General features: G+C 47.9%; 14 protein-coding genes. 5 read left to right on the top strand and 9 right to left on the bottom strand.

Translation table 11 applies throughout. The annotated features are described in order from the left end of the window. Nucleotides 1-6: 6 nt before the first annotated feature. The 7 genes from AC6CWS_RS19065 to AC6CWS_RS19035 form a co-directional block, all read right to left on the bottom strand. Entirely contained in the window at nucleotides 7-2,130 is a 2,124-nt protein-coding gene (locus AC6CWS_RS19065) for a peptidase domain-containing ABC transporter (RefSeq protein WP_087777365.1), read from the bottom strand. Then, on the bottom strand, nucleotides 2,123-3,409 hold the full coding sequence (locus AC6CWS_RS19060) for an HlyD family secretion protein (protein WP_023291696.1): 1,287 nt from the start codon (nucleotides 3,407-3,409) through the stop codon (nucleotides 2,123-2,125). The genes AC6CWS_RS19065 and AC6CWS_RS19060 overlap by 8 nt, the downstream gene beginning before the upstream one ends. Nucleotides 3,410-3,511: 102 nt before the next feature. Next, nucleotides 3,512-3,862, bottom strand: coding sequence for a hypothetical protein (locus AC6CWS_RS19055; RefSeq protein ID WP_080901617.1), 351 nt, complete (start codon nucleotides 3,860-3,862; stop codon nucleotides 3,512-3,514). 331 nt (nucleotides 3,863-4,193) lie between these two features. After that, a complete protein-coding gene (locus tag AC6CWS_RS19050; protein WP_080901616.1) occupies nucleotides 4,194-5,210 on the bottom strand; it encodes a fimbrial protein in 1,017 nt (338 codons plus the stop codon). A 22-nt stretch (nucleotides 5,211-5,232) separates the two neighbouring features. Then, nucleotides 5,233-7,776 carry a fimbria/pilus outer membrane usher protein gene (locus AC6CWS_RS19045; protein ID WP_498256431.1) on the bottom strand — a complete coding sequence of 848 codons (2,544 nt, stop codon included), beginning with the start codon at nucleotides 7,774-7,776 and terminating at the stop codon, nucleotides 5,233-5,235. A gap of 35 nt (nucleotides 7,777-7,811) precedes the next feature. Next, complete coding sequence (locus AC6CWS_RS19040) at nucleotides 7,812-8,498, bottom strand: fimbrial biogenesis chaperone (protein WP_004206417.1); 687 nt, start codon at nucleotides 8,496-8,498, stop codon at nucleotides 7,812-7,814. Between the two features lie 58 nt (nucleotides 8,499-8,556). Further along, the gene (locus tag AC6CWS_RS19035; RefSeq protein WP_004206418.1) at nucleotides 8,557-9,117 is read right to left on the bottom strand and encodes a fimbrial protein; all 561 of its coding nucleotides are present in this window, start codon (nucleotides 9,115-9,117) and stop codon (nucleotides 8,557-8,559) included. Nucleotides 9,118-9,594: 477 nt separating this feature from the next. Between AC6CWS_RS19035 and AC6CWS_RS19030 the strand changes: the two genes are divergently transcribed. Next, a complete protein-coding gene (locus AC6CWS_RS19030) occupies nucleotides 9,595-10,239 on the top strand; it encodes a winged helix-turn-helix domain-containing protein (RefSeq protein ID WP_080901643.1) in 645 nt (214 codons plus the stop codon). 130 nt (nucleotides 10,240-10,369) lie between these two features. On the opposite strand, the gene epmB is transcribed toward AC6CWS_RS19030, so the two are convergent. Continuing rightward, entirely contained in the window at nucleotides 10,370-11,398 is a 1,029-nt protein-coding gene (epmB, locus tag AC6CWS_RS19025; protein WP_080901614.1) for an EF-P beta-lysylation protein EpmB, read from the bottom strand. Nucleotides 11,399-11,439: 41 nt separating this feature from the next. Between epmB and efp the strand changes: the two genes are divergently transcribed. From efp to sugE, 4 genes are all read left to right on the top strand, one after another. Then, nucleotides 11,440-12,006: an elongation factor P gene (gene efp / locus AC6CWS_RS19020; protein WP_004206421.1), complete on the top strand. Its 567-nt coding sequence runs from the start codon at nucleotides 11,440-11,442 to the stop codon at nucleotides 12,004-12,006. Between the two features lie 73 nt (nucleotides 12,007-12,079). Continuing rightward, nucleotides 12,080-12,211 (top strand): entericidin A/B family lipoprotein, encoded by a 132-nt coding sequence (locus AC6CWS_RS19015; protein ID WP_004206422.1) that lies wholly within the window; start codon nucleotides 12,080-12,082, stop codon nucleotides 12,209-12,211. 157 nt (nucleotides 12,212-12,368) lie between these two features. Continuing rightward, nucleotides 12,369-12,515: a lipoprotein toxin entericidin B gene (gene ecnB / locus AC6CWS_RS19010; protein ID WP_004206423.1), complete on the top strand. Its 147-nt coding sequence runs from the start codon at nucleotides 12,369-12,371 to the stop codon at nucleotides 12,513-12,515. A gap of 143 nt (nucleotides 12,516-12,658) precedes the next feature. Beyond that, nucleotides 12,659-12,976 (top strand): quaternary ammonium compound efflux SMR transporter SugE, encoded by a 318-nt coding sequence (gene sugE, locus AC6CWS_RS19005; RefSeq protein ID WP_004206425.1) that lies wholly within the window; start codon nucleotides 12,659-12,661, stop codon nucleotides 12,974-12,976. Here sugE and AC6CWS_RS19000 read toward each other — a convergent pair. Then, complete coding sequence (locus tag AC6CWS_RS19000) at nucleotides 12,973-13,506, bottom strand: lipocalin family protein (protein ID WP_032454621.1); 534 nt, start codon at nucleotides 13,504-13,506, stop codon at nucleotides 12,973-12,975. The genes sugE and AC6CWS_RS19000 overlap by 4 nt on opposite strands. Nucleotides 13,507-13,544: the final 38 nt, after the last annotated feature.

The raw sequence follows: 13,544 nt of genomic DNA, 5'->3' as shown, positions 1-13,544 counted from the left end.
CCTTTATTAAGCGGTAGCCATCGACTTCGATTGTGAGAGGTCAATAACGCGATCGGCAGATGCAATGGTTGATGGCCGGTGCGCGACAATAATTCGGGTGATACTTAATGATGAGATGGATTGGTTGATAACCGACTCATTTTTTAAGTCGAGGTGACTGGTGGCCTCGTCCATAAACAGGATACTCGGTTTACGGTACAAAGCACGAGCGATCAGGATACGTTGCTTTTGACCGCCGGAAATGCCCAGCCCCAGTTCGCCGACAATGGTTTCGTATCCCATCGCCATCTTCATGATTTCATCATGGATGTTGCAATGTTTGGCACATTCCATTACGAATTCCAAATCGGGGTTATCATCAAAACCACTGATATTATCGATAAGTGAACCTGAAAAGAGACGATCCTCCTGAAGTACGCAGGCGATACCGAGACGATAGTTATTTAAACCAATTTTTTGAATCTCCAGATTATCCGCCAGTATTTCGCCGGAGTCAGGTGAAAGCAAACCGCACATGACTTTCAACAGCGTGGTTTTGCCAACGCCAGATGGGCCAATTAGCGCGACAGACTCTCCTGGGGCAACCGTTATATTCAGATTGGTAAAAATGGGTTGTGAAAAAGGATCGTATTGATAACTCAGGTTCCTGACTTCAAGCATCACGCCGGTGTTTTCTGTAAACACACGTCGGGATGGAAGTTCTTTTTCCGGTTCGCTAAAGGCGATTTCAGATAGACGTTCATTATGAAGCGAGAGCATACGAAGCTGCATCACCAAATCAATGAGATTCGATGCACGTTGAGAAAACTGGCCTCGATAAGCATTAAATGCCATAAACATACCGAGCGTCATCTCGTTATCAATTACCATAATGGCACCCAACCACAGTACCACCACCTGATCGATAGAGGTGATAAAGGTATTAATCCCACCAAACATCATATCAAAGCGAGTTTGCTTAATACCTGCGTTACTGGCATCAACGTTAAGATTCAGCCAATGCTGCGAGCGACGTTCTTTTAAATTTAATGCTTTGATCGTGGAAATGCCATAAAGCGACTCCATAAAGTGAGAGTTAGCACGCGCCCCCTTAACGACCTGCTCTTCCGTTACGCGCCGATAAAAACTATAGGTAGCGAAGCGCATAATCGCATAGCAGACGGTAAAGCCAATGACGACCCAGACTAACCAGCCGCCATATAATGTCAGCATGACTAACAAACCGATCGTCATTATCGAATCGATGATGCCAGTGACGATACTGTTGGTAAAAATTGAACGAATGGTATCCAGAGACGAGAAACGAGACTGGATATCACCTAAGTGTCTCTTCTCGAAAAAAGATAATGGCAAACTTGCTAAATGATCGAATAGCGTTGTTTTCCATTGAATGTTTGTCAACGTATTCAACGTTAACGACGTCCATGCTCGGAGCATGCTAATAAACGTGCGGAATAGCGTGAAAAATATTAAACCAATACAAATAACAGAGAGTAAACTTTCATCGTGCGCCATAATCACATGGTCAGTTACTAACTGTGTACCAATAGGCAACAGGAGGCCAATCGCTTCTACCACAACAGAGAAAGCAAAGATCTTAATCAGCGCCGATTTTAAACCAACAATTTTATGCATTAAATCCAGGAGTCGTAAACGGGATTTCGCCTCCTCTTGTTGGAAGTTATGGTCAGGCCAGAGTTCAAGCGCAACGCCGGTAAAATTATTTGACATCTCACTGATGCCAATGATTCGTTTACCCAGCGCGGGATCGTGAATCACAAATCCGTTTTTCTTTACTTTTGTAAGGACTACATAGTGGTTCATTCCCCAGTGGATGATGCAGGGAAGCTTAAGCTGTTTTATTTCATCGAGGTCGAGCGCTAGCGCACGGTTTTTTAAACCAGCCTGCTCGGCTGTTTTGCTTAGAGACAGCAGTGAGGAGCCCTGTGAGGGGCTACCGAATCGTTGACGAAAATTAAATAAATCGATATTTAACCCATAATAACCACAGACCATCGCCAGACAGGCAACTCCACATTCCGATGATTCTGACTGTAGAATAACAGGCGTTTTGTTAACCAGAGAAAAATTTAGCTTTGCAACAATGGTTTTGAACAGTTCGTTAGTCATGGATTGGCCCAGTAATGCTTTGAGTTATCTTATACACAGGGGTAAACATCCACATATAAAGTGGGCGCTCTTCGAGAAATACAACGGCTTGAGCCTTCAGTCCATTCGAAAGCGAAAGCGTTTTACCATTGTAATTAAAGGTTTTGTTTTCAATTTTGACAATGGTTTTATAGAGTGCCAGTTCCTGCTGATTCGTTCCATTATTAACATTAGTGTATTCAGACAGTTCCTGTCGGGATGTCGGGACCGAAGATATTGAAAGTATTTTTCCCGGGAATTGCCCAAATTTATCGGATGGGAAAGCATCATAGCGGATGTTAATGACATCACCCGGTTTGACATAAGGTATGCTATTATTAGGTAACCATAAAATAAGATAATATTCTATATCACCAGTGGGTTTGATTTGCGCTAAACTGCTGCCTTTGTCGACCATTTGTCCTTTTGTTACAGCCAGCGATTCAATACGTCCTTCTGTGGTTGCTTTAATAATGACATTACCATTGGCATTTGATTCAACCAACTGGTTTTTGTAATCATTAATCTGGTTTTCCTGAGATGATATTTGGTTGTCAAAATCTGCCGTTTTTGTGATTTTATCGCTATTTAACTGGGTTACCTGGGATTCCAGTTGCATTTTCTGACTGACCAAAGACTGATAGGTACTCTGTTGTTGAAAGTATAATGAATGCTGATAGTTATACTGATCTTTGGTGATAAGGCCATCACGAAGATATTTATCGTAACTGGAAAGATTATCATGCATTTTCTTTAAACCAGTCTGCGCATTAACCAGCATGCGGTTAGTTTCTTTTAACGAATCATTGATGGTTTTTAGCTGTTTATCTAAAGATAATCGGGTTTCTTCTTTATTATGAGAAAGTTTGGTGATGATATCTTCAGCGTTCGCAATCTTTTCATTAATGACTTCTATTTGCGCCGTACTGACGTTGCCTGTTGTTGTATTTCGGGAGATGTCAATTTCATATAAAGACTGTCCTTTGGCGACAAGGTCACCGACTTTTGCATATTGGGAAATAACAAACCCTTGCTGTGGCGCATAAACATTGACAGAATGAGGTAAAGTAATAACTTCCCCACGAACATCAATGCGTTGGGTAAAGGTACAAAATATTGTGGTGGTTATTAGAATGGCTAAAAAGGCAAATGAAAGTAATGCAATAAGCCATGCCGGAAGCCCTGCTAGCAGCAAAGCCTTTCCTTTCCAGTGATGCTTTTTGTATTCGATCGCTTCCTTGCGATAGATTTTTCTTAACATAATTATCACTTACATAATGAAATGAAAAGGCCCGATATTTCAGGCCCTATTTACTTAATAAAGAATGTCAACAAAACGTTGAGCAACCAGCTGAGGCGTAAATTAATTGCTCCAGAAGTTTAATGTGCCATCATAAACGGCATCCATTACACCTGTTGCATAATCCAGAGTCATATCCCAGCCAACGATACCGGCGGCAACGCCAAAACAAACGCCACCAGCTACTAAGCCAAACAAGATACCTACACCCTGACCGATTGCGCCAAAGCCGAGAAGACCACCACCAGCCCCGCCCCAACGTCCAGCGAAAGCTGTCCCAAAAATCGCCCCCAGAGAGGCGCCCAGAGCGACGGCGCCTACTTCTTTAGCAGCCCAGGTCATAATATCGGTAAGAGTATCAGTCAGCGCGCCGCCAGAAATCTCTTCCATTTCAAATACAGTTAATTGATGCATGATTAGTCCTTTAACTAAAATTAAAATTATATGTTCAATCCAGACCAGAAGTTGGTCCGCAGAGAAGATAGTCGTTGCTGTAGTATGAATCAACTCAACTTAATGTGAATTGTTGATGAAATTTCAGATTCATTCTGAATCTAATCTAATTATTTTACAGATTCATAAAGTAATATTAATTTTAGCAAGTTAAATTAAGCTGTTATTATGGGTGTAATTCAAATTGTAGTGCGTTACTTTCATACGTACATATCATAATGCTTTTGATTATGTATGGGCAAATAAAAAAGGTGGATATCATTATCCACCTTTTATGAGATTATGGTTCTCTTTATTCCTCCTGAACTACTACCTCTAGTATCGCTTTTACATGCCCGGCCGAGACTTCAGCGCTGTTGTCGCTCATTCGGTAATAATCGGCGGTAAAGTTAATTTTTTGTGATGCTTGAGCGCTGGCAAAACTGTATGTCTCTGCGTCATAAAATATAACGGGACTATTGTCTTTTTTGAAGATAATGCCAACGTTGCTTGCTGCTCCGCCTCCTGTTAGCAGATTATCGATGATGCCATCCCCCGCAGGACTGGTGCCGCTAACTGGGTTAAACCAATAGTAAAGTTTATTACCAATTGAACCCGCTGGGCATGAAACGTCCATTGTGATAGTTTTCTGTGATGGGGTTGTGCCACCCCGAGGGATTGACATTAATGTGTTTTTTTCAATTGTATTTAAGGTGATTTGGCTCGGTCCAGACACAGAAATATCACACGAGGTCGCCTTATAAGAAATACTCTTGAATTTCAGAGACGCAGTCATTAACAGACGATCTGCCGCCCTGGGGTTGGTGCTTAAGTTACCCGCTGAGAATTTAAATACTGGATTGGTACTGACGCCGGATGTATCAATGACAGGTTTTGTTTTTATTAACCATACTGTCATAAATTTGTAGTCATCATTCGACTCTAAAATTGGCACAATCGTAGATTGTGCCACTGCGGGTTTAATTGAACCATGCTTGCTGTCCAGAATATCTGAAAACTGAAAACCAATACCATCAATCCCCGTTTCATAGACCGGTTTTCCCATTATACCCGTGACACCAGAGACCTCGGGTGCGGATGAGGTAATGATATACTGATCACCCATTATCTTGCTGCATTCAAAGGTTTTATAGTGTCCGGTACCAACTTTTTTGGTATACAAAACTGTACCTACGGGTATTGTTGGATCCGTTGCGATTTTAGGACTTAAGTTAAATACTGCTTGCCCAGCGGAACCATCATAATCGCATTTGGCAGCTGCTTCACAACAACATAATAATATAGATAGAAAAATCAGTGTTTTTCTCATTCTTTATTGTCCTTGGTCAATATTAGCGACAAATTGTTTCGATTTGACTGATGCCAGCCGCTTTGCCTTCCCTGGCCGGTAAAGTAAAGGAAGCATTGCACTGCTGCGCCGCGCTTTTGCCCCATTGCACGTTAAGTATTCCGGTTTGCTGCAGGCCGGACATATAGACCATCCCGGCGTCGCTGACGATGCTTGGCTGTGCCTGGCTGCTCCCGGCGAGTAACACCATCGCACCATAAGGTACGTCCTGGCCGCTGGCCGTTTTCAGATGGACAAATGCGCGCTGGCCGATATTACCGGCATAATTGGCCCGTACGATGGCGCCGCGTGTCGGAACGACGCTCTGCGTGGTTTCCGGAAGCTCCATATCTTCGCCAAGCGAAGTACTATCGAGGGTGATATCGGTGCGACGATAAGGCGTGACATAAGGTACGATGGCGTAACCACGATAGTCGGTGGTGATGGTGTTATCGTTGGCCAGCTTGACGTTATCCAAACCTGGGGCCTTAACCAGTACGGCGGCATCGGTGATGTCCTGACCAAGCGTGACCCCATCGGCATGAGCGAGAATGCTGCCGTTGGCGCCATAGTCTATACGCTCACTACCGCGATCGTAGCTGTAACCGGCATTGACGCTGCCGCGAGCACCGTTATAGGTTGCGCGCATATCGCCGCTGTAGTATTCCCGGTTGCTGTATCCTTGCTGCAGGCTCCACTCCAGGCTGTCGTTATCCAGCGCGTTATCACCGATGGAGACCGACTGATCGGTAGACCCCGGATTACTGTTGGTTAACTGATAACTGGTATAGGTGCCCGGTAGCCAGTTGCTCAGCGGCAGCGTGACGGTCAGCGAGATACGCTGATCGTCCTGGGCGTCTTTCCCGGAGTTATTCCCGCTCCAGGTATAGCGGTTATAGCTGTACCCGAGGTAATAGTTTACATTGCGGAAGCCACCGTTGTACCCCACGCTGATCGACTTGTTGGTGCGCTTATCGTCCCAGTAATCTTCAATCAATCCACTGATAGACAGACTGCCGAGGCCTTTACCCAGGCTTTGATTCAGCGTCAGATTGGTGCGGTTGCGCAGCGAGCGAGGAGTATACTTGCCATCATTAGAATAGCTATCTAACACTTCAGAGAGGGTATTAAATCCGCGGGTGGAATAGCGGTAGCCAGCGATAGTCACGTTTGTACCGGTTTCGATAATATTTTTCCCGTAACGGACACGCCATGACTGCCCAGAGGTCTTTTCGTCGTCTTTCATTTTTGACCAGGCCTGGGTGACGTCTGCCGAGGCGGCGCCAAGCTCGCCGAGGTTATAGCCGAGGCCTGTTGACAGCGCCTGATAGCGCGATGCGGCCTGCACCCCACCATAAAGCGTCAGGCTGCTGGAGACACCGTAGGTCGCGGTAGCTTGCGTAAAGGGCGTTTCATCGACTCCGCCATCGTAAGGACGATATTTACCAGACGTAATTTCATATTCCAGCTGATCTTCACGGACCATCACCGGCAGCGTAGCGAACGGTACGACGAACTCCTGCTTAGAACCGTCGGACTCTTCCACGGTGACGTAAAGGTCGCCGCTACCGCCGCTCGGGTACATATCGGTGATTTCAAATGCGCCAGGCGCCACGTAGGTCTGGTATACCTGGTAGCCGTTTTGTTTAATGAAGACACGGGCGTTGGTTTTGGCGATACCACGGATAATCGGCGCATAGCCGCGCATACTTTCCGGCAACATTGATGTATCGGTGGCCAGTTGAATACCGGTAAACGGTACACTGTCAAAGATGCCTGAGAGTGACGAGCTCTCACCCATCACCAGGTTACTGTTGATGGGACGAATGCTGCGCTGCATGTAGAGATAGGCTGAGTCCCAATCACCCGCATCGCCGTTGTTTTTATTCCAGGTGCTGAGGTTACGGATACGCCATGGGCCAACGTTGAGGCCAGACTGCAGGTTCAGGCTGTAGTATTCGTCATTGGCCTGCATGTCGTTTGAGCCGCTGAACTGATAGTTCACCAGCAGGGCGTTGATGCCGTCATCAAACTGATCCGGTGGAATATATCCCTGCGCGGTGGTAGATAGTGCCGCCTGCGGAATGGATATATTCAAGCGCTGGACGGTAAAGTCGAAATCCGCTTTGGTATCCGGGATGACTGAAAGATTGGCGCAGCCGTTTTTATCCTCGACCAGTTCGGGAAAGGCTTTAACCCGTACGCCATACTCTGCCAATGTTTTCAGGCTCAAACAGGGCACCAGGGCGGGCTCTCGATTATTCCCAGTGGCACGGCTATTCGCAACAAACTTCATTGTCCTGGTATCCAGATAGCGACCATTAAACATGATATCTACCCGATAATCCCCTGGCGCCTGTGCGTTCTGCGTCTGGAAAATAGATAAGTCGGGAGTGGTTGATGGATCGCTACCATTCAATGAGCTAATGAATGAGGGATCGAAAAAGTCACGTGCTTGCGCTTTATTATTCAAACCAGAAAGCAATGCCGGAAGCATTGCGAGGAAGACCGCGGATAGTTTGAATAATCCATTATTCTTATTTGGCATAGACACATCCCTATAATGATAAAATAAAATTCTTATTACAGCGATGAGGAATAGAGCGATCCTGCTCCGCCATAATCATTAACTACTTTCCAGTTGACGCTGGAGGCATTGATATTTTCTTTTAATGTCACTTCTTTGGTCGTCATTGGAGCGACCGAGTTGACTTCCGGCTTCACTTCTTTGCTACCAATCTGAACACTATGGAAATAGAAGAAAAACGGTGTAGGATTTTTAATCGTCAGTTTTGTGCCTGATTTCCGCCATTCGAGTTTTTTGGCTTCAATGTTTGGAGAAAGGTCGAAAAGTGCTTTTGGACGATAGACCAGACGCATGCGGTGGCGGACCGCCAGTTGAATAGTATTGGCGTTGGCTTTCTCATCGTCCGCCGGCGGGATGGCCATCACGTTAAAATAGTATATGGATTCCCGGTCGTTCGGGGCATTGACGTTTCCGGTAGAAAATAGACGCACGGTATTCTGCTGCTTACCCTCAAGGCGGAATAACGGAGGTGTAGCCATAAAAGAGGGCGTTTTCCCTGCCGGCGCTTCAACCCAGGATTTAATCAGATAAGGGATGTCATCTTTATTTTCGATTTGCGCGGTGATTTCACGCGCACCTTCTTTATAGAGGTAGCGTGTGGATTCAATCACAATACCAGCATGGGCAATACTACTGAGGAGTAATGCACAGGATGCGGTGATATTTAATAAGTTCCTGAACATGGTTTTTCTCTGAATGCGAAAAAGGGCCCGCTGTGAAGCGGAGCCCTTCGGGGAAAAATTAGAGGGTATAATCGATAGTAAAGGTCGCAACACCTTTAACCGGACCTTCGGTAACCGGAGTCGCGGAGTTCACTTTCACATAACCAGTGGTGTACTTCAGCTGAGTGCCGCCAGCTGCAGTGTAGCTTTCGGTCATGAGGTCAGAACCGTCGAAGCCTACGCGGTGTGCATCACGTACGCGCTGGATACCGATACCAATGCCGGTAGCGCCGCCAGGTGCGGTGTTGTCCAGGATGTTAGCGTTGCTGGAGGCACCGGTCACATTGACGGTTACAGCAGTAACCGGAGTGGCGCTACCCTGTGCGCAGTCTTTCACGTCAAAACCGAAGTCCTGAGTTTTAAACAGAGCACCAGCCGCTTCAGCATTCGCTTCGGTAGTGGTCACGGTCATCAGCTGAACGATACCGTTGTTCAGGGTACCCGTCGGAGTCACGACGCAAGAGTTAGCTGCATCAGAGACTTCACCCAGTACAGTTACCTGAGCGGTGTTGGTTGCCATTACCTGAGCACTCAGAACTGCAGAAGCAGCGACCATTACAGCTACGATTGTCTTTTTCATTTAATTAATCCATATATAGATACTTAGTCCTGTGTAGAATCGATAACAGTTATCATGGGAATGGAGTATACATTCCTATTGATATTGAAAATAAGCGCCAGCATTCCTTATATAGTGCTGAGACCTACCTTCCTGTTGAACGACGCTACAATATCACTTGCCATAGCGAACCATGGAGAAGCGGGGGTAATTTAAAAGTCTGGTGCAAAAAATGCTTGTGAATTCTTGATGAAGTACGCGTGAATTTAATAATGACCTTTTCTAATGAGATGTTGAGTTAGGTTGAGATAAATTTAATCCGAAAATGTGGCTTTTAAATAAGATAACTATCGCTTGTCATTTTTTATGCGGTATCCTCAAAGCTGAAGTTCAATGTGAACTGACCCCGCTTCTGTCTGAAGCGATAATGTTCACGCCATAGTTTAGCTGGGATTATTTATTTTTGTTATGGATAATAGGGTTGCGTGGGGCAAGGATATGGATGACATTGCATTATTTAATGGCTGTATAATTAATCAGGAGATTATATTTAATGCCAATATGAATGAGCTGCGACCGCTTGCCGGGAATGGGGAGAGCATCAGCCTCAATGCGCCTACCGCCAGATGCTTGCTGCTGCTATTGCAGAATTGCGGCAAAGTGATTTCTCGGGATGAATTTCTGGCGGCTGTATGGGAAACACGGGGAGTGGTAGTTTCGCAAAATACATTTTATCAAAATATCTCTTTGTTGAGAAAATCGCTGCTCAAAGCCGGACTCTCTGAGGATATCATTATCACCGTCAGGCAAAAAGGCTTTAGCGTCGCCCCGGATACTTTGGTTATCCCGCTCTCGGATGAAGAGTGCGAGAATATGAATCGGGAAAGATTAACGCATTTTCACAGTAGTAAAACTGCTGATATCATTTTCAATGATACGGGAAAAACTGACCATAAATTAAGTCTTCCATTACCAGTGAATTTAGCAATCCAGGAGAGTGATAAGCGGGAAAATAGTGTAAAGGTGGCAGAGAAAGTATCGGAACGATTACATATAACCTTTAAAGTTCCCACCTGGTTAATCGCGCTGATTGTCGTGATGATAGTTATTAATGTTATCGTACTGATCGTGTTACATCGATAATACGCCGCCATTGGGGTTTATATTGAGAAGGTAACGGTAAAGTGGATTGCCGAGTATTTTAGTCCCAACCTGACGGTGTATTCATATTAAGACGTCTGCCAGCACGACCTGGCAGACAAAGGAGGGGGAGCTAACGCTGCTTCAGTCCTAAATCCAGCGGCGTCTTGCTGGGTTCGCCACCGATCTCTCGCGCCAGCTTCGGCACCATATAGCCGGAGATGAGGGTCAACAGTTCACGCATGATTTCACGGGCTTCATCATCGCTGACCATAAAGTGTGCCGCCCCTTGTACCCGGTCCAGCACGTGCAGGTAGTAGGGCATTACCCCGGCATTGAACAGCGCATTGCTGAGATCGGCCAGGGTTTGCGCGTTATCGTTCACCCCGCGCAGCAGCACGCTCTGATTAAGCAGCGTGACGCCCGCCTGACGCAGCATGGCCATCGCCGCGCGAAACTCGCCGTCAATTTCATTAGCGTGGTTGACGTGGTTAACCAGGATCACCTGCAGCGACGAACGGTGGAAGCGGCTGGCCAGCGTCTCGGTGATGCGCGCCGGGATCACGATTGGCAACCGGCTGTGAATACGCAGACGCTTAACGTGCGGAATGGCTTCCAGCTGGGTCATTAGCCAGTCAAGCTCATGGTCCTTCGCCATCAACGGGTCGCCGCCGGAGAAGATGATTTCATCAAGCTGCGGATTCTCAGCGATATAGTTCATTGCCGTCTGCCAGTTGCGCCTGGTGCCCTGATTTTCGGCATAAGGGAAGTGGCGGCGGAAGCAGTAACGGCAATTGACCGCGCAACCGCCTTTCACCAGCAGCAGGGCCCGGTTGCGATATTTGTGTAACAGGCCGGGCACGACGCTGTGCTGTTCTTCCAGCGGATCGGTGGAGTAGCCGGGGGCGACGATAAACTCCTCTTCGGCGGTAAGTACCTGACGAAGCAGCGGATCGTCAGGGTTGCCTTTCTCCATTCGGGCAATAAACGCGCGCGGGACGCGCAGCGGGAACAGGCGTCTGGCCTCACGTCCGGCGAGCAGTTTTTCATCAGCGTCTACATTTAAAAGACGCAGCAGTTCATCAGGACTGGTCACAACATTGGCAAGTTGCGTTATCCAATCTTCTCTGGATGGGGTATTTAGGGTTACAATATGCGCCATTTTGTGGCTTAGCTACCAGTTAAACAATTTCAGAGGGCCTTATGGCGACTTACTATAGCAACGATTTTCGTGCTGGTCTTAAAATCATGTTAGATGGCGAACCTTATGCGGTAGAAGCCAGCGAATTCGTTAAACCAGGTAAAGGCCAGGCGTTTGCGCGCGTTAAGCTGCGCCGTCTGCTGACCGGCACCCGCGTTGAGAAAACCTTCAAATCTACTGATTCTGCAGAAGGCGCGGACGTTGTCGATATGAACCTGACTTACCTGTATAACGACGGTGAGTTCTGGCACTTCATGAACAACGAAACCTTCGAACAGCTGTCTGCTGATGCGAAAGCGATCGGTGACAATGCCAAATGGCTGCTGGATCAGGCTGAGTGCATCGTGACCCTGTGGAACGGCCAGCCGATCGCGGTCACCCCGCCGAACTTCGTTGAGCTGGAAATCGTTGAAACCGACCCAGGTCTGAAAGGCGACACCGCGGGTACCGGTGGTAAACCAGCGACCCTGTCTACTGGCGCTGTGGTTAAAGTGCCGCTGTTCGTCCAAATTGGCGAAGTAATCAAAGTGGATACTCGCTCTGGCGAATACGTATCCCGCGTGAAGTAATTTCACGTCATGATGACTGGCGCAGCCTCTGTGCTGCGCCGCTCTTTCTGTACTGGCACGACGAGCACGACACATGAAGCGCAGCGTAAAACTCCTGGCGTTACTGTTTCTGAGCAGCGCACTGCTGTCTGGCTGCAATACCGCCCGCGGTTTCGGTGAAGATATTCAGGGCCTGGGTCACGCCATCTCTCGCGCTGTAAGCTGACTTCCTTCCGTTTCGCCTGCCGCGATCGCCTTCCGGTGCGCCTGCTTCCTCCACGAATACTCCTTTTCTCTTAAAAAACGCAAAGATCCCTTCATCTGTGGACGGTTTGTCTATGCTTATAGGGCATGAAAACAAAACTGACACTAAGGATGACATTATGGTGAAAAAAACGATTGCAGCGTTCTTTACGGTTTTGGTCCTCTCTTCAGCACTGACCGCTTGTAACACCACGCGCGGTGTGGGTCAGGATATTTCAGAGGGCGGCAGCGCAATCTCTGGCGCAGCAACCAAAGCTCAGCAATAACAGCCTTCGACGGTACGGTTTTGCGCCGTACCGTTCTTCACTTCCCCCATCCTGTTGGATATACTCACTACGACTTTTCATCCACCTTACGGGACGACCCGTAAGCGTTTCTCATCCGGGGACGGCCCCAGCAAAGGAGCCTTATGTCCTGGATAGTCTTATTTATCGCTGGCCTGCTGGAAGTAGTGTGGGCCGTCGGCCTGAAATATACCCATGGCTTTAGCCGCCTGGTTCCCAGCGTCATCACCATCGTCGCGATGGTCGTCAGCATGGCGCTGCTTTCATGGGCGATGAAAACCCTGCCGGTGGGTACCGCTTACGCCGTCTGGACGGGGATCGGCGCCGTGGGCGCCGCTGTGACCGGTATCGTACTGTTAGGTGAATCCGCCAGCGCTATGCGTATCGCCAGTCTTGTCTGCATCGTGGTCGGCATCATTGGCCTGAAGATCAGCGCGCACTAGTTGTAGCGCTGATTGACCCAGACCAGTTTGCTGATATCAAAACCCTGCCGGGTGGCAATATCCAGCATCTGCTGCCTGACTTCCGGGGCGATGGTGGGGGCTCGCGCCAGTAGCCAGAGATAGTCGCGGTCGGGGCCGCAGACCAGCGCGTACCGATACTCCTTATCCAGCGCAATGACGTTATAGCTGCCATAGAAGGGGCCGAAGAAGGAGATCTTCAGCGCGGCGCGGCTGGGCTCGCCGGTAAAATACGCCACCCCGTCCGTTTTCTGCCACATGTCGCGGTCGGGGTTATAGCCTTTATTGACCACGTCCAGACCGCCGTCATCGCGCGGCTGCCAGGCGATCGTGACCTTTTCAAGCCCGCTTTCAAAAGGATGGTCGAAGCGGGCGATTTCGTACCAGGTACCCAGATAGCGCTGAACGTCGAAGGGGGTGACCACGGTGACGCCCGGCGGCGGGGCAGGGGTGCTGCAGGCGACAGACAGGAACGAGACGGCGACCGCGGTGATTATCGGCAGGATACGCATGGTATGCTCCTTGCTGGCTTTTAAGCTAAGTGTAGAGT

It is taken from the genome of Klebsiella sp. M041, from assembly GCF_059759695.1.
This window is presented reverse-complemented; position numbering and strand designations above follow the sequence as displayed.